The sequence below is a fragment of the Thermococcus nautili genome (assembly GCF_000585495.1).
Taxonomy (GTDB): Archaea; Methanobacteriota_B; Thermococci; order Thermococcales; family Thermococcaceae; genus Thermococcus; species Thermococcus nautili.
The window spans coordinates 682,215-697,362 of the sequence record NZ_CP007264.1; the positions used below are offsets into that span (position 1 = coordinate 682,215).

The following is a 15,148-nucleotide window of genomic DNA, read 5'->3' on the forward strand; positions in this document are numbered from 1 at the left end:
AAACTATTGACTCATCCAGAGCCTCCCAAAGATAGGCTTTCAAAAGAAAAAACTTAACTTCCCGTTCGTGTCAAAAGATGAAAGGAAACTCAGCTTGGCGGGAGCACGTAGAACCCCACCTCCACTTCTTTTCCCGTGTAGATTTCGTAACTGCTCAGGTAGTAGGTCGGGTTCGTGAAGAGCGCCGTTAGGTTCCTGTTCTCGCCTGCAATCCATACGAGGTAGTTGCTCTCGTTGTAGGGGTTCCTGATTGCCATCAGAACGCTCGCGTTGGCAACGTTTCCGAGGTTTCCGACGGCGACGCTCACGTTTCCGTAAATCCTCCTCCAGGGGCTCTTCTCGTCGAGGAGGACGAAGCTCGTGACGTTCTCGGTGTGGGTTAAGAGCCACGTTCCGTTGACCTTCTCGAAGCGGAGCGGGAACTTGCTATCGAGCTCCCTCACGAGACGGTTCGAGACCGGACCGCCGACGAGGACGACGACCCCTTCAAGGTCAGAGTCCGTGACGTTAACGTCCGCTTTCACCACGACGTCCACAGGTTCGACCCACTGGGAGTAGAACCGCCTCAGGTTCTCCGCTATCTCCTCGGCCGTCTCCTTATCCTTTTCAGTTCCGGTCGGGTCCGGGTTTGCCGTCCCGTAGACGATGACGACCCTTCCAAGCTCCGCGCCCCTATCAAAGGCCCTCAGCGGTGTGACCGGAACCTCGCGGGAGTAAACCTCACTGACGTTTTCCGGCGACGCGAAGTTTCTCATCTCGTCGAGGATGCTCCAGACGTAGTCCGAGAAGGGCTTGCCCGTTTTCCGGCTCAGCTCCGAGTAGTGGGCGGTTCTGTTGAGGAGCCACCCAATCCAGAACTCTCCCCAGGCCTTCTGCATGTTGATTGCCAGGAGCGTGTAGTTCTCGTTTATCCGGCTTATCGCGTAGTCCTCCCACGCGTCGGCGAAGCCCTCGTAGAGCATCCCCGTCCTGCTCCAGAAGTGCATATCGTAGCGCGCTAAATACGGCATATCGGCCCGTATTGCATCAACGAAGTAGGCGAGGCTGGTTAGATTCCTGTATGAGTTGATTGCCGGAACGGTGACGTCATGGCCGAGCTCGTGGTAAATAAAGCCGAGGTACAGCAACTCGTCGAGCCCCGTGCTCACAATGTAGTCCCCGTTCAGCGGAAGCCCGAACATCGTGTCCCTTGCGGTTTTATAGCTCCAAAGGGTTCTCTGGGGGGTTCTCCTGACTAGAGGAAGCATCCCGCCGGCGCCCCAGATTTCCGTGCCGTTAAGGGTCGGGCTGAAGCTGTGGCCGTGAACCGCAACGAGGTAGGGGTGAAGGAACTCGTAGGTAACTCCATGAACCCCCGCGTTCTCGGCCATGAACTCGTCGGGAGGGAGCATTTTAAGGGCGTTCTCGTAGATTCTGAGGTCTTCGTCGTAGTAGTCCATGTGACCCTCGTAGAAGTTCATGAAATCACTCTCTTCCGCGAACTCCCTGAGCGCGGGCAGGAACTCGTTTTCGAACCATGGGTATCCAAGGGTCGTTAGAGGTCTGAGCTCAGGCGGTTCAGAGCAGAGGAGCGTGTAGTACTCAAGGTTGAGGAGCAGGTAGTCTCTTTCAGGAACGTTTCTTGCCTGAGAGAGATAAGACTTCAAGAGGAGCACTGCCTTTGAGTTCCTGAACTTTCCGAAGTGTGCCTCGACTTCATCCAGGTAACTCCCCCTGTCGATGACAAAGGGGTCCTTCCCGAAGGCAAGGTAGTAAACGATTCCGAGGAGCTCGGCGTTGGGGCTTATCTCAACCATTACGTCGGGGCCTATTTTAACGGCCGAAGCCAGAGGGGCCGCGAGAGGTGCGAGCAACAGGGTTAGAATGGTTACCCAAATCAAGAGGCGCTTCATAACATCACCGGGTAGTAGTTAAGGGAACGGGTTATAAGGGTTGCGGGAGAAGTTTAAAAGGCGAAAGCCGAGGAGAATTAGGGTGACCTAAGATGAAGAGGCTCGCGCTCATAATCCTGCTGACGCTCGCGCTGGTTCCCCTCAACGGCGTCTCGGCTCAGGAGAACGTCACGGTTGTGGCGACGATAGCGCCAATAGGCTCAATAGTCCAGGAGGCGTTTCCTGGCGTTAGGGTCGAGGTGATAATCCCGCCGGGCGTTGACCCCCACGACTACCAGCTGACGGCCCAGCAGGTCGAACTGCTCTCAAAGGCCCAGGTCATAGTGACGACCGGAGGCCATCTACCCGTTGAGAAAAGGATTGCAGAACTTGAGAAGGAGGGCACCGTAACGGGGAAGGCCCTCTTCGTGGACGACTACGTGAAATACGGCTTCCACTACGCCAAAGAACACTGGTACAACGGCAAGGACAATCCGCACGGCGTCTGGCTCGACCCCTACAACGCGATAGCGATAGCCGAGGCCACGAAGGAGGCCTTAATCGAGGAGGACCCGGCGAACGCAATGACCTACGAGAGGGACTTTGAGAGGTTCCGCGAGAGGGTTCTGGCGATAGTCGAGGCCTACAAAGCTTTAGCCCCTAAAAACGCGACCGCTGTGATACAGATGCCCCCCGATGAGTACGCCATCGACTGGCTTGGGATAAAGGCCGTTGCCGCGATAAAGCCCGAGGAAGAGGTTCCTGCGATAGGGGTTGACCAGCTCGTCCCAACCGCGGAGAAGAGTTCGCTCATAGTTTACGGCTCCGACAGCCCGGAACAGCTCAAGAAGGCCTCAATTGAGCTCGCCCAGAAGAGCGGAAAGCCCCTGGTTGAGATAACAGTCTTCTGGGCCTCGGGGAACTACACCGACTGGCTAATCAAAAACACAGCCTCGATAATGAAGGCACTCTCGACCCCCCAAAAAACGGCGGAGAAGAACACCAGGGACAACACCGTAGTTACATACGCCCTTCTCGCCCTCATCACAGGCGTTGTCCTTGGAACAGCTCTGGGAGTGATATTGAAAAAATGAAAGGGGTCACTCGCGCTTGTAGGGCCTGCCGTCCCACTTGGGCGGCCTGGCCCTTCCTATTATTCCCGCGACCACTATGAGGGTCACGACGTACGGCAGGGTCGCTATGAACTGCCAGGGTATCGTTCCCGCGAGCCACGGGTTGTTCTGTATGTAGATGGCGAAGTTGTCGAAGAATCCGAAGAGGAACGCTCCTCCCAGTGCTATCAGCGGGTTCCAGCCACTGAAGACCATGTTTGCCAGGGCGATGAAACCCCTTCCGGCCGCTATCGTCTTAGTTACGGTTCCGAGCCAGTCAACGCTGAGGTAGGCACCGGCGACGCCCGCCAAGGCGCTGGCTATGAGGACCGCCGTGAAGCGGTAGAGCTCAACGTTTATTCCGAGGGCATCTGCAGCTTCGGGGTTCTCACCGACGGCCCTGATTCTCAGCCCGAAGGGCGTCTTGAAGAGCACCCACCAGGCTATTATGGCGACCGCTATGGTTATCGGCACCATCGGGCTGAGGGAGTTACCAAAGGCGTCCATCCACAGCGGACTAATCTGGGCGTTGCTTGGAACCTGGTGCTGGCCGGCGGTTCCCCAGTAGGCCCTTATTCCGAAGGCGACTGCACCGTAGCCGAGGAGGTTGAGGCCTATACCCGGAATGACGTGGTCTCCCTTGAGGTAAACCGTTAGAACGCCGTGAAGGACGCCGAACAGCAGTCCTACGAATGCCCCACCGAGAATGCCAACCCAGCCGTTTCCGGCAAGCTCCGCGAACATTGCCCCGAAGAACGCCGCGAACATCAGGATTCCCTCATAGCCGATGTTGACGACACCGGCCCTCTCGCTTATCACCGCGCCTATGCTCGTGAGAGCTATCGGAACCATCGCCGCGAGTGAACCAAGGAGAAGGCTGATTACCATGGTTTCGTTCATGCCTCACCCCTCCTGAAAAGCCTGGCGAAGAGGTCGAGCAACCCGGGCACGGCGACGGCTATGATGATGATTCCCTCGATGACCTTAATCATCTCGAGCGGAACGTGGGCGTGCTGCTGCATCGCGGTTGCTCCCGCGCTCAGGGCTCCGAAGAGGATTCCCGCGAAGATTATGCCGAGCGGATGGTTCCTTCCGACGAGGGAGACGCCTATTCCGTCGAAACCGTAGCCGTAAACGTTCGCCAATCCCTGGGTTATGGCGTAGCTCGGTGGCGTTCCCATGACGAGTCCAGCGCCCGCCAGTCCTGCGGTCATTCCACCGATGACGAACGACCATATGGCCGAGCGCTTGGGGTTGATTCCGCCGTATTCAGCCGCCCTCGGGTTCTGTCCGCTGGTTCTGAGCTCGTAGCCGAGCTTGGTGTGCCACATCACTATGAAGACTATTATCGCCGACAGTATTGCCACTATGAACGCCCAGGAGAGGCTTGTGTTCTTCACGAGAAGCGGGAGCCTGGCTGAAGGAGGAATCGGCAGGGTGCTGTTGGGGTCCTTTGGGTTGTAGTAGACGCTGACCGCGAGCCAGCTGACGAGGAAGAAGGCAATCCAGTTGAACATTATCGTGGATATGACCTCGTGGACTCCCCTGTAAACCTTGAGAACCGCCGCTGGAAGGGCCCACAGGGCTCCGATGAGAAGGCCAGCCAGAAGGCCCGCTATCGGGTTCTGGAGGTACTGGGTCACTATTATCGCCGCCATTGCGCCGAAGTAGACGGTTCCCTCGGCGCCGATGTTGAAGAGGCCCGTTCTCGCGCCTATCGCGAAGGTTATGGCAGTTAGGATTAGTGGAGCAGACTTTGCGAGGGTCTCGGCGATGCCGTCAACCGAGGTGAGAGAGCCCCTTATCAGCCAGTAGTAGGCCTCAAACGGACTGTACCCGCTGAACCATAGGACGAGGGCACCTATGAACGCTCCAATGAGTATCGCCAAAACGCTCTCGGCCACGGGTTTGGCGTATCCCCTGAGCTCATTTTTGAGGTTCACCCTTAACACCTCCCATCATGAGTCCAATCTGCTCCTCGGTAACCTCGTCGGGCCTGACTATTCCCATGAACTGGCCTTCGTACATTATCGCCATCCTGTCGCTGAGCTGGAGAACCTCATCCAGGTCGGCAGAGACGAGCAGAACGGCCTTGTCCTCGTTCCTCAGCTTGACGAGGTAGTTCCTGATGTATTCGGTCGAGGCGACATCAACACCGCGCGTTGGCTGTGCCGCTATGATGAACTCGGGCTTCTTGCTAACTTCTCTGGCAACGATGAGCTTCTGCTGGTTTCCACCGCTCAGGCTCTTCACCGGGGCCTTGGTTCCGGGCGCACTGACCTCGAACTCCTCTATGAGCCTCTTCGCGTGCTCCTCAACCTTGTCCCAGTCGAGTAGGAAGCCCCTCGAGAACTCCTTCCTCCAGTGCATTCCCAGAATGGAGTTCTCCATCACGCTCATCTCAAGGATTAGGCCCATGTGAGTCCTGTCCTCGGGGATGTGGGCCATTCCCATGTCGTAGAGCTCCCTCGGCTTCTTGCCGGTGATGTCAACGCCCTTGAGGTAGACCTTGCCCTTCTCGACCTTCCTCAAACCTGTTATGGCCTCTATGAGCTCGCTCTGGCCGTTGCCCTCGACACCCGCTATTCCAAATATCTCGCCGGCTCTGACCTCAAAGGTAAGCCCCCTGACGGCGTCTTCTCCCCTGTCTCCCTTCACCCAGAGGTTCTCGACGCGGAAGATTACCTCACCGGGCTCCTTCGGGGGCTTCTCAATCCTGAGAACCACGTCCCTGCCCACCATCATCCTCGCGAGGAGCTGGGGTGTTGCCTCACTCGTCTTGACGGTTCCGACGACCTCGCCCTTCCTTATGACCGTGACGCGGTCGGTTATCTCCATTACCTCGTTGAGCTTGTGGCTGATGAAGATTATCGTCTTCCCCTGCTCCTTGAGCTTCCTGAGAACCGCAAAGAGCTCCTTGACCTCTATCGGCGTGAGAACCGCGGTCGGCTCGTCGAGGATGAGTATGTCAACGTCGCGGTAGAGCATCTTGAGGATTTCAATCCTCTGCTGGACGCCGACGGGAAGGTTCTCCACGGGAACGTCGAGGGGAACCTGGAAGTTGAGCTCGTCCATCAGCTTCTGGAGCTTCTTTCTCGCGTTCTCGACGTCAATCTTGGACAGCAGGCTGTGCCCCTCCATTCCGAGGATGATGTTTTCGAGGGCGTTGAAGACCTCGACCAGGGTGAAGTGCTGGTGCACCATTCCGATTCCGTTCGCTATTGCATCGGCGGGACTCTTGAAGCGGACTTCTTTGCCCCTGAGAAAGATTTTGCCCTTCGTTGGCTTGAGCATTCCGAAGAGAACCTTCATCAGCGTCGTTTTTCCGGCACCGTTCTCGCCGAGAAGACCGAGGATTTCGCCCTCGTAGACCTTAATCGTGACGCCCTTCAGGGCCCTTGTGCCGTCGGGATAAACCTTGACTATGTCTCGCATCTCAAGCACTGGAGTTTGCTCTTCCATCCCTTTCACCTCCAAATCTCAAAAGGGAAACAAAAGAGGAAGAAGAAATCACTGCTTGTGGTTCTTGTAGTAGTCGAGGGCCCAGTAGGCACCGAAGCGGTAGCCACCCTCGAACTTGTAGAGAACCGGAATCTCCATACCGAGGACGATTCCTATGGTGTCCTTGTTGTCGTTGAGCGCTATCAGCGCGGCGAGCGCTCCGGCCAGGGCCGAACCCTCGTTCTCCTTGAAGAGAACCATCTGGACGTTGTGGGGCATCTCCGGGTCGTAGCCGTCAATGATAACGAACCTCTGGTTCGGGTATTCCTGGGCAACCTGCTTGACGGCGTTGGTCATCATGAAGCCGACCGCGATGATTATGTCGTACTCACCGCTCTTGGCGAGGCTCCTGAGGTTCGGAAGGTAGTCGTTCTCGCTGTTGCTCTGGAGCTCGGTGAGCTGGAGGTTAAACTCCTTGGCGGCCCTCTCGGCACCCATGTAGGCCATATCGTTGAAGCTGAGGTCGCCCCTGCCGCCGACATCGTAAACGATGGCTATCTTTCCGGTGTTCTGCCTCTGGTTGAGCTTCTCGTCGAAGTAGGTCTCGGGCTTGGGCTCCTTGGCGGCCCACTCCTTGGCGTACTGCTCCATTACCGTCCAGTTCTGGGCCTTCCTGAGGAGCTCAATCTGGTCCTTGGCGGTGGCCTTCGGAACGATTATCTGACCGCTGATTATCTGCTTCTGGAGCTCATCAACTGCCTGCCAAATCCAGTCCGGAACCTGCTTCCTGGTCTGCTCAAGGAACTGGATGAGTTCATCCTCGCTCTTGAAGCCGAGGTCCTTGAGCTTCTTCTCCCTGACGTCGGCCGGAAGGGAGTCAAACATCGCCTTGACGTCCTCTATGGTCGAGAGCTTGACACCGCCCTCCTTGAGGCCGAGCTCGACGACACCGCCCTTGAACTGGTTCTCCTCCGCCTCCTTGACGGCGTTGTAAACGCCGACGTCAACGCGCTTCATCATGCTCGCGATTATAACGCCGGGCTTAATCCAGTCCTGGGCGGAGTCAACGCCTATAGCGAACGGCGGACCCATCTTCTTGTTGTTGGCCTTCAGATAGTCACCGACGGCCTCGAAGACACCGAGACCGGTACCGCCGGCAACCTGGTAGATAACCCAGGCACCCTGCTGAAGCTGGGCCTGAGCGGCCTGCTTACCCTTGGCAGGGTCGCCAAATGACCCGGTGTAGGTGTAGAGGATGTTTATTTTAGTTTCTGCACTGCTGGAGTTTCCACTTATGCAGCCGCTGGCCACGATGCTAAGGGCCATCAGGCCCACCAACAACAAACCGAACAGCTTTCGCATAGCCTAACACACCCCGTCTTGGTTTGTAAAAGCTTATTCTTTGGGGCCCGATAAATACTTTGCGGTGCCTTTGGGTGTTCAAACGGTCGAAAAAGATTTAACTGCGCAATAAAAGTTAAAGGGAGGCGTATGCTGAGGGAAATACTTACGCTCGAATCCGGAACGGTGATGATTTCTGGCGGAGGTAAGAGGCTCGCACGGCTCTACTTCCAATCGTGGGCAGATAGAAAGGGGAGTGCTCTGGCGGAAGAACTTCCGTTCCCCGTTGAGGGAGAAATCTACGTCGGCAACCCCTTCAGGGCGGACTTTCCCGTTTACCTCATCGTCAATCCCCTCACCCGGAAGGGAACCGAGCGCGAGAAACTACTCCGCTGGCTCGAGATGAAGCGGGAGGAAGGAAAGCTCGTCCTCCTCTACGAGGAGCGCTACGTTGGAGATTCGATAGCTCGATACAGAATCAGAAACCACCTCGACTACCTCATAGCTTACAAACGGGAAACGATGGGAGCCGAGCTTTTAAAGGTTTATAAGCTCGAAAACGGTCGCGTCGTTGAGAGGAAGACCTACGTAAGGCGCCCGATGACGAGTGGCTTCGGGTCTGAGCAGTGATGACACCAGCTATCGCCGAGGGCTTTTTATAGGCCTTCCCCCTCTTTTCTCCGGGTGAGAGCATGTTCGGAAAGCTCAGGGAGAAGCTCAAGAAGTTCACCAAGCAGGTTGAGGAGAAGATTGAGGAGGAAGAGAAGAAGGTCGAAAAGACCGAGCCGGAAAAGAAGCCCGGCCTCATGGAGAGGCTTCTTCAGGTCGAGATTAAGGAGAAGGACGTTGAGGAAGCTTTGGACGAACTGGAGCTTGAGCTCCTCGAAGCTGACGTTGCCCTCGAAACCGTCGAGGCCCTGCGGGAGAAGATTAAGGAGAAGCTGGTCGGAAAGAAGGTCCGCATCGGAACCAACAAGGGCAAGCTGATAGAGGAAGCGCTCCGCGAGGCAATCCTCGAAATCCTCACTCCGGAGAAAAAGATTGACCTCCTCGAGATGATTCGCTCCAAAGAAGAGAAGCCCTTCGTGATAGTCTTCGTCGGATTCAACGGCTCGGGGAAGACCACGACCATAGCCAAGCTCGCCAACTGGCTCAGGAAGAACGGGCTGAGCGTCGTCATAGCGGCGAGCGATACCTTTAGGGCTGGGGCGATAGAGCAGATAGAGGAGCACGCGAAGCGCGTTGGGGTTAAGGTGATAAAGCACGACTACGGAGCGGACCCAGCAGCGGTTGCCTACGACGCAATCCAGCACGCCAAGGCGAGGGGAGTTGATGTGGTTCTCGTGGACACCGCCGGAAGGAACGAGCTCAACAGGAACCTCATGGACGAGATGAAGAAGATAGTCCGCGTCACCAAGCCGGACTTAGTAATCTTCGTCGGCGACAGCCTGAGCGGAAACGCCGTTGTGGAGCAGGCCAAGCAGTTCAACGAGGCCGTCAGGATAGACGGAGTAATCCTCACCAAGCTCGATGCGGACGCGAGGGGTGGAGCGGCTTTGAGCATAAGCCACGCGATTGGCGCGCCGATACTCTTCGTCGGCGTCGGTCAGGGCTACGACGACTTAAAGCCTTTCGACGAGAAGTGGTTCGTGGACAGGATTTTCGGGGAGGAGTGACTTCTCTCTTTTCTTACACGCTGACCGCAAGTTTCATGCAAACCACAAACCAGATGGCGAAGAGGCTCAGAACTGCCGAGACGGCCCAGAGGGTTTTCTCGCTTCTATCCGGTTGTATCTTCAAAATTCTTTCTCTCGCCCACTGGATGAGCGATGTGAGGAGAAGGATGAGGAGCATGGCGATTCCTCCGTCAAGGGCCAGGAGCGCCGTCCTGGCAAGCACCACAACCCCTGCCGAACCTAAAAGAATGGCAGTCTTTAGGGAAGTTCCTCCAGAGGGCAAAAAGGGCAACAATGATGAACGGAAGCGCGGCGGCGAGAGAAAGGCCAACTATGGGGTGAACTCGGAGGAGCGGGCCGGAGGATTTCTCGACCAGCAAACGGCCTTTATGTAGTCCTCCCACGGAACTGCAAAAGCAAGCACGAACTCGACGGAGAGAAAGAGGAGGGGATAAAGAAGAGAGCGGAGCTTCATCGGGCTCACCCAACCTCACCTGGGGAAAATTGAGTCGGCGAGTTTTTTGACGTCATCCTCTCCTCCCAAGGCGAGAATCAGGTACAAGTTGCCCGCGTCCCTTGTTTCAATCACAAGCAGGTAATCACCTCCTTTCTTGAACACCCAGCCCTTGGAAAGACCGCCGGAAAGCTCCTTGACTGCAGTATGGCCTGAGTGCTCAAGCTTGGAGATGTAGGCGTCCACAATCTCGCTGGGATTCTTCTCGTAATCAAGTCTAAATGCTTCGGTTATCTTCGACTTCTCCGGCGTTTCCCCATAGTCTACCTTGGCTATTATCGCCGTCCCCTCCAAGGGATACACGTAAACTGCAAGGTAAACCCTTCCCGAAAGAGTTACGTTTGAGAGAGCCACTCCCGACATGATGAAGCCAGTCCAGTTCTCAGAGTAACCCTCGAGCGCCTTAAAGTAGCACTGCGGCCTTTCATCGGTCCAGTTAGAGGGCCGAAAGTTAAAGAAGCCAATAAGCACGTGCCTTGGGCTTCCGTTCACAACTTCGTCGAGTGTTATACCCTTAAATCCTGCCCCGGGAGGAAAGCTTGGACCCACTACCATTGGGGGCTTAGCGTTGCTGACGTTTATAGGCACTCTTGAGAAACACTGACCTTTTTCATTCTTTTTTGTTTTGGCAATAAAAATACTTCCACTAATTAACGCCAAAAGTAAAATTAGAAGGAAAAAACGTAAAGTCTTTCTTTTCATTAATTCACCTCCTATGCACAAAGACAAACCATGCCTCTTTCCAATTTCCGTCTGCTATGTAATGACTTTTGTTGTCCCAAGTATCATGAATTTCCCAGTAGAATGATGATGAATATCCAACGTATCCGACCACTGTAACTGCATGGTTTCCGTAATTCTGAGTACGGTCTAATGCGGAACCTCCACCAATCATCAATAGCACTAGAGGATGATTATTGTTTATATCAGATACTGCATCATAGAAACCTTCTGAACTGCTTTCCAGCCAAGCGTTATAGTCATGCTGAACTACGTTGTTGAGAGATATCTTGCTAGATATGTATTGATATTCTTCATAGAGATTTTTTATACCTGGAACCACGTCAGATATCTGAGTGCCCCCATTTTCGTCTGTATTCATTGTATGATGTAGAACGTCAATTAAAGCTTCCCTGTCCCAGGAATCTTGAAGTTGCGGCTCATAGTATGCTATCACCATTGAAGCCGCTATCGGCGCACATCCATCCCACCATGACCATGGGTCTTCCTTGGGCCCTACATTATACGGATATGAAGTAGAGGAACTCCCCGGATCTGTTGTAGTCCACGCAGGTACGTTAGAGATATGTTTTTCGGCATATGTGGATGTGGACACAGTATATATGTTATCTATTCCCTCCCTTTCTAAAGACATCGTTGTGTAAGAACGAGCTAATGAAATTTCTTTTGGAACAGAAATCTGTCTGCCATGAATGTCCATAGCCTTTCCCTTATCCAGCTCTACGCTGTAGCTTAACGCCCCATAATAAAGCAGTCTGTGTTTCTCTACTGAGAATCCTCTAACTCTGGCCCTGCCTATTCTCCCCAGCCTCTTGCTCGGCGCCTCACCTTTGCCGAACTCAAGAATTGGGGGCATGTATCTCTGAGCTGCCACAAGTATAAAACCATCTGGCTTTCCGTTGACCAGCACGGTGAACTCGTAGGCACTCTTGGTTCCGTTGGGGAAGTAGTATATTACGGGCTGGGAAAGCTTTGCCCTCTTCCAGTCCTCGAAGCCCGGAACGTTTGACGATGCCCACTGGAGATGCCTCTGGGCAATAAGCTTGGCCTCGGCAGGTGTCACAAAACTACCTTGACCCTTCGTAGGAACAAACCTCAAAGCTCCCGCGAAGCTACTCAGAACCAAAACTGCAAAAAAAAACCGCCAATATTCGGACGCCTAATCGCATGGTAACCACCAAAGGTTGTATAATGTAATACCTTAAAAAGTTTCCTGTTTGTTTATTTTGTAACAAACCGCTATCCTACCTTTAACTAAAAATAATGAGCACATTTATGCGTCTATGTGTTATCAAAGAGAACGCTCTTTATCTCCTCGAAATCCACCCTCGCCGTCATATCGATGTTTATCGGCGTAACGCTGACTTTCCTCTCGACCTTCAGGGCGTAGGCATCGGTTCCCGGCTCGAAGTCCTGAACGAGCCTGCCGACAATCCAGTAGTAGGGGTTGCCCTTCGGGTCAATGCGCTCCTCGACCGTCGGGGAGTAGCGCTTCCTGGCTAAGCGGGTGATTGCTATCTCCGTCTCCTCCGTCGCGTCGCTCGGCACGTTGACGTTGAGCATGTCCACTCCCTCTGGAAGACCCCTCTCAAGGACAGCACCGGCTATTCTCCTGAGGAAGTGCGCCGAGACCGAGAAGTCAACCCCTTCACCCTCGCCGAGGGTCTTCTTCCACTCAACCTCGAGACTAATCGCTATGCTCGGAATTCCATGAGTTGAAGCCTCTATCGCCGCTGAAGCCGTTCCGGAGACGGTTATCTCCGTGCTGAGGTTCTCGCCGAGGTTAATCCCACTGACCGCTAAGTCGAAGCCACCGAAGCGAGCCAAGGCGAAAATCACACAGTCTGTAGGAGTTCCATCTATTCCGTAAGCCACTTTCGCCCCGGGGACGTCAACGCGCTTGGCCCTTATCGGCCTGTGGAGCGTCATGGCCCTGCCGCTCGCGCTCCTCTGGAAGAGCGGGGCAACGACGTAAACTTCGCCGAGCTCGCTCAGGGCTTTCACAGCGGCGCGCAGGCCGTTGGAGTAAATTCCGTCGTCGTTAGTGAGGAGGATTCTCAAGGCTACACCTCCAAGTCTTCAACTTTTGAAATCGCTAAAAGACCTTCCCGTGGTGCAACGGTAAGCAGGTCAGAATCGAGGCTCACTATCCCGTCAAGACCGTAGTATTTGGCTGTTGCCAAGATTAGCGCATCGCTGGGGAGGAGACCATAAGTGGTGACAATTGTGAGCGCCTCAACTATTATCTCATTCGTTGTATCCAAGAATTTCGGAAACGCGAGAAGGGGCAACACAAAGTCGACAAACTCATTGCCGACCTTTTTAACAAGCTCTGGATGCTTTTTTAAGCCCCAGTATCCCTTACCCGTTCTGTGCTTGAGATACATAAAAAGAACCTCGTTGTAAACCACGTCGTTTATAAACAGAGAGTATCTCCCTGTGAACAGCTTCTCGACGAGTTGTTCGGCTACATGATTTCCTCGAAAGTTCTCGATAAACACGTTGCTGTCAAGGAACAAGCTCATCATACATCTCCGCCTCCAGCTCCTGCCAGGATTTTGCTCCTTTCATGATTCCCTTTGCTCGTTTGAGGGCTTCTTCCACGTTTAGCTTGCCTTGTAGCATTGCCAGTTCAATCTTTAGCCGTTCAACGTTTTTCTGAGATGTTTTAATTACAATATGAACTTCGGTAACTTCTTCCATTTTCCCACCAACCATTTCTCGACGCAAGGAGATTTAAACCTTCACCACCCTGACATCGAGCTTTTCAAAGTCCCTATCGAACGTGTAAATCTCCTCTATGTCGAGTTCTTTCATCTTAACGTAGGCCAAAGCGTCGTTCACGCCGAGGTTTTTCTCCTCGGCTATGAGAGTTGCCTTTAGATAATCACTGGGAGAGACCGGAAGAACTTCAATGTTCTCACTCGTTAAAACCGCCAGAACGACCTCAACGGCCTTCTTCTTTCCTCCCCTGCTCTCGACGACGTTGGCAACCTCGCTCAGGTGGACGACCGTAGTTACCACGTGCTCACCATCGCTCACCCTCGTGAGTATCGCCTTGGCCCGCTCCTTGATTTCCTTAACATTCTCTGGTGGCTCCTTCTTCGGCCTTAGAAACGCGTATATGAAGACGTTGGCGTCGATGAACCTCATTCCATCCACAGCTCCTTTTTGAGCTCCTCCCATTCCTTCAGCTCATCAATCTCAACACTGTCGAAGAACTTCCGCAGGTTGGCTCTCCTCCTCGGAAGGAGCTCCACCCTATCGCCAAGGTCAACTATTATGACTTCGTCGCCAAGCTTCTCCCTAATCTCGCGGGGAATGAGAAGCCTGCCCTGGGAGTCGAGACGTTTCACCACTATTTCCATATCCTCACCATTTTTTGGATTTACTACCACCCTTAAATACGTTTTGACATAGCCTACCTTTAAAAACCCCTGCCCCAACGCCCCTCAGGTGAGAGCATGACCTACTGGACGAGTGAGGACAACGTTGCCGGAAAGCCGGGAACGGCGCTCTTCATAATCCTCCCCACGATAGGCTGCTACCGCTTCAGAATAGGGAAGGCCTGCTACATGTGCGCCTATCCAACTGCCGCGCCGAAGGTGAAGTGGAGCCAGGAAGCAATAGTGGACTACGTGAGGGAAGCGCTGGAGAAAATAAAAGGCAAAAAAGGCCCTTTCGCGGTCAGAATGTTCACATCGGGTTCTTTCCTCGACAACGGCGAGCTCAAACCTGAAACGAGAAGAAAAATCTTCGAGCTTCTGGCGGAGATGGAGAACGTTGAGGAAATCGTCATCGAGAGCAGGAGCGAGCTGGTTCGCTACGACGCGGTTAAAGAGCTGGCCGAGATAGTTCCGGATAAGCACTTCGAGGTTGCCATAGGGCTGGAAACGGCCAACGATGACATCGCCGACGTCTCGATAAACAAGGGCAACACCTTCGAGGACTTCGTGAGGGCCTCGGAGATAACGAGGAAGGCTGGAGCGAAAGTCAAAACCTACCTCCTGCTGAAGCCGATTTTCCTGAGCGAGAGAACCGCCATCGAGGACGTCAAGGAGAGCATAATCAAGGCCGAGCCCTACACTGATACCTTCTCGATAAACATCACGGACATTCAGAAGGGGACGCTCTACGAGAGGCTGTGGGAGAAGAGCGAGTACCGCCCGCCGTGGCTCTGGAGCGCGGTCGAGGTCCTAATCTGGGCGAAGAAAAAGTTCCCGAACAAGAGAATCCTGAGCGACCCCGTTGGAGCGGGCTCAAAGCGCGGACCCCACAACTGTCTGACAGACTACGACCGCGTTATCGGCAGGGCGATAAAGAAGTTCTCGGCGACGCAGGATTTGAAATACATCGAAAACCTCAAGCCGGAGTGCAGGGAGCGGTGGAGCTACATCGTCGAGAACGGGCTTTTGGACTGGCAGTTGGTTATGTGGTGATTCTTCGAAAGCC

Annotated in this window: 18 protein-coding genes; 4 read left to right on the plus strand and 14 right to left on the minus strand. The window is 54.2% G+C overall.

Annotation, left to right across the window (positions count from 1 at the left end):
* Positions 1-89: 89 nt before the first annotated feature.
* Positions 90-1,892, minus strand: a complete 1,803-nt coding sequence (locus tag BD01_RS03715) for a DUF4932 domain-containing protein (RefSeq protein ID WP_042690188.1) — start codon at positions 1,890-1,892, stop codon at positions 90-92.
* A 92-nt stretch (positions 1,893-1,984) separates the two neighbouring features.
* Here BD01_RS03715 and BD01_RS03720 point away from each other — a divergent pair, with 92 nt between their 5' ends.
* Positions 1,985-2,965 (plus strand): metal ABC transporter solute-binding protein, Zn/Mn family, encoded by a 981-nt coding sequence (locus BD01_RS03720; RefSeq protein WP_042690191.1) that lies wholly within the window; start codon positions 1,985-1,987, stop codon positions 2,963-2,965.
* A 6-nt stretch (positions 2,966-2,971) separates the two neighbouring features.
* Here BD01_RS03720 and BD01_RS03725 read toward each other — a convergent pair whose 3' ends face one another.
* From BD01_RS03725 to BD01_RS11450, 4 genes are read right to left on the minus strand one after another with little or no spacing between them, the layout of a single operon-like run.
* On the minus strand, positions 2,972-3,883 hold the full coding sequence (locus tag BD01_RS03725; RefSeq protein ID WP_042690193.1) for an ABC transporter permease: 912 nt from the start codon (positions 3,881-3,883) through the stop codon (positions 2,972-2,974).
* Complete coding sequence (locus tag BD01_RS03730) at positions 3,880-4,926, minus strand: ABC transporter permease (RefSeq protein ID WP_042690195.1); 1,047 nt, start codon at positions 4,924-4,926, stop codon at positions 3,880-3,882. The genes BD01_RS03725 and BD01_RS03730 overlap by 4 nt, the downstream gene beginning before the upstream one ends.
* Positions 4,910-6,445: an ABC transporter ATP-binding protein gene (locus tag BD01_RS03735; protein ID WP_042690197.1), complete on the minus strand. Its 1,536-nt coding sequence runs from the start codon at positions 6,443-6,445 to the stop codon at positions 4,910-4,912. Before BD01_RS03735 ends, BD01_RS03730 begins: the two co-directional genes overlap by 17 nt.
* A gap of 48 nt (positions 6,446-6,493) precedes the next feature.
* On the minus strand, positions 6,494-7,750 hold the full coding sequence (locus BD01_RS11450; RefSeq protein WP_342665201.1) for a BMP family lipoprotein: 1,257 nt from the start codon (positions 7,748-7,750) through the stop codon (positions 6,494-6,496).
* A gap of 165 nt (positions 7,751-7,915) precedes the next feature.
* On the opposite strand from BD01_RS11450, the gene BD01_RS03745 reads away from it, so the two are divergent.
* Both BD01_RS03745 and ftsY read left to right on the plus strand, forming a co-directional pair.
* Positions 7,916-8,395: a hypothetical protein gene (locus tag BD01_RS03745; RefSeq protein ID WP_042690202.1), complete on the plus strand. Its 480-nt coding sequence runs from the start codon at positions 7,916-7,918 to the stop codon at positions 8,393-8,395.
* A gap of 62 nt (positions 8,396-8,457) precedes the next feature.
* Positions 8,458-9,441: a signal recognition particle-docking protein FtsY gene (gene ftsY / locus BD01_RS03750; RefSeq protein ID WP_042690205.1), complete on the plus strand. Its 984-nt coding sequence runs from the start codon at positions 8,458-8,460 to the stop codon at positions 9,439-9,441.
* A 13-nt stretch (positions 9,442-9,454) separates the two neighbouring features.
* On the opposite strand, the gene BD01_RS03755 is transcribed toward ftsY, so the two are convergent.
* The 9 genes from BD01_RS03755 to BD01_RS03790 all read right to left on the minus strand — a co-directional run bounded on the left by BD01_RS03755 (position 9,455) and on the right by BD01_RS03790 (position 14,064).
* The gene (locus BD01_RS03755; protein WP_042690208.1) at positions 9,455-9,664 is read right to left on the minus strand and encodes a hypothetical protein; all 210 of its coding nucleotides are present in this window, start codon (positions 9,662-9,664) and stop codon (positions 9,455-9,457) included.
* A gap of 108 nt (positions 9,665-9,772) precedes the next feature.
* Entirely contained in the window at positions 9,773-9,925 is a 153-nt protein-coding gene (locus BD01_RS11220) for a hypothetical protein (RefSeq protein WP_156927378.1), read from the minus strand.
* Positions 9,926-9,931: 6 nt separating this feature from the next.
* A complete protein-coding gene (locus BD01_RS03760; RefSeq protein WP_042690211.1) occupies positions 9,932-10,657 on the minus strand; it encodes a hypothetical protein in 726 nt (241 codons plus the stop codon).
* 4 nt (positions 10,658-10,661) lie between these two features.
* Positions 10,662-11,759: a C39 family peptidase gene (locus BD01_RS03765; protein WP_042690213.1), complete on the minus strand. Its 1,098-nt coding sequence runs from the start codon at positions 11,757-11,759 to the stop codon at positions 10,662-10,664.
* A 218-nt stretch (positions 11,760-11,977) separates the two neighbouring features.
* Positions 11,978-12,757: a 5'/3'-nucleotidase SurE gene (gene surE / locus BD01_RS03770; protein WP_042690216.1), complete on the minus strand. Its 780-nt coding sequence runs from the start codon at positions 12,755-12,757 to the stop codon at positions 11,978-11,980.
* A 2-nt stretch (positions 12,758-12,759) separates the two neighbouring features.
* Positions 12,760-13,224, minus strand: a complete 465-nt coding sequence (locus tag BD01_RS03775; protein ID WP_042690218.1) for a type II toxin-antitoxin system VapC family toxin — start codon at positions 13,222-13,224, stop codon at positions 12,760-12,762.
* Entirely contained in the window at positions 13,205-13,399 is a 195-nt protein-coding gene (locus BD01_RS03780; protein ID WP_042690221.1) for a hypothetical protein, read from the minus strand. The genes BD01_RS03775 and BD01_RS03780 overlap by 20 nt, the downstream gene beginning before the upstream one ends.
* Positions 13,400-13,432: 33 nt before the next feature.
* Positions 13,433-13,849: a type II toxin-antitoxin system VapC family toxin gene (locus BD01_RS03785; RefSeq protein WP_042690224.1), complete on the minus strand. Its 417-nt coding sequence runs from the start codon at positions 13,847-13,849 to the stop codon at positions 13,433-13,435.
* Positions 13,846-14,064, minus strand: coding sequence for an AbrB/MazE/SpoVT family DNA-binding domain-containing protein (locus tag BD01_RS03790; RefSeq protein ID WP_042690226.1), 219 nt, complete (start codon positions 14,062-14,064; stop codon positions 13,846-13,848). The genes BD01_RS03785 and BD01_RS03790 overlap by 4 nt, the downstream gene beginning before the upstream one ends.
* 96 nt (positions 14,065-14,160) lie before the next feature.
* Here BD01_RS03790 and BD01_RS03795 point away from each other — a divergent pair, with 96 nt between their 5' ends.
* Positions 14,161-15,135 carry an archaeosine biosynthesis radical SAM protein RaSEA gene (locus tag BD01_RS03795; protein ID WP_042690229.1) on the plus strand — a complete coding sequence of 325 codons (975 nt, stop codon included), beginning with the start codon at positions 14,161-14,163 and terminating at the stop codon, positions 15,133-15,135.
* Positions 15,136-15,148 lie beyond the last annotated feature (13 nt).

Bases quoted from the DNA above. Each gene is read 5' to 3' on its own strand.
- BD01_RS03745 (WP_042690202.1), top strand. From the start codon at position 7,916: ATGCTGAGGGAAATACTTACGCTCGAATCCGGAACGGTGATGATTTCT.
- BD01_RS03735 (WP_042690197.1), bottom strand. From the start codon at position 6,445: ATGGAAGAGCAAACTCCAGTGCTTGAGATGCGAGACATAGTCAAGGTT.
- BD01_RS03795 (WP_042690229.1), top strand. From the start codon at position 14,161: ATGACCTACTGGACGAGTGAGGACAACGTTGCCGGAAAGCCGGGAACG.
- BD01_RS03715 (WP_042690188.1), bottom strand. From the start codon at position 1,892: ATGAAGCGCCTCTTGATTTGGGTAACCATTCTAACCCTGTTGCTCGCA.
- BD01_RS03790 (WP_042690226.1), bottom strand. From the start codon at position 14,064: ATGGAAATAGTGGTGAAACGTCTCGACTCCCAGGGCAGGCTTCTCATT.
- BD01_RS03775 (WP_042690218.1), bottom strand. From the start codon at position 13,224: ATGATGAGCTTGTTCCTTGACAGCAACGTGTTTATCGAGAACTTTCGA.
- BD01_RS11450 (WP_342665201.1), bottom strand. From the start codon at position 7,750: ATGGCCCTTAGCATCGTGGCCAGCGGCTGCATAAGTGGAAACTCCAGC.
- BD01_RS03720 (WP_042690191.1), top strand. From the start codon at position 1,985: ATGAAGAGGCTCGCGCTCATAATCCTGCTGACGCTCGCGCTGGTTCCC.
- BD01_RS03785 (WP_042690224.1), bottom strand. From the start codon at position 13,849: ATGAGGTTCATCGACGCCAACGTCTTCATATACGCGTTTCTAAGGCCG.
- ftsY (WP_042690205.1), top strand. From the start codon at position 8,458: ATGTTCGGAAAGCTCAGGGAGAAGCTCAAGAAGTTCACCAAGCAGGTT.
- BD01_RS03780 (WP_042690221.1), bottom strand. From the start codon at position 13,399: ATGGAAGAAGTTACCGAAGTTCATATTGTAATTAAAACATCTCAGAAA.
- BD01_RS03760 (WP_042690211.1), bottom strand. From the start codon at position 10,657: ATGAAAAGAAAGACTTTACGTTTTTTCCTTCTAATTTTACTTTTGGCG.
- BD01_RS03725 (WP_042690193.1), bottom strand. From the start codon at position 3,883: ATGAACGAAACCATGGTAATCAGCCTTCTCCTTGGTTCACTCGCGGCG.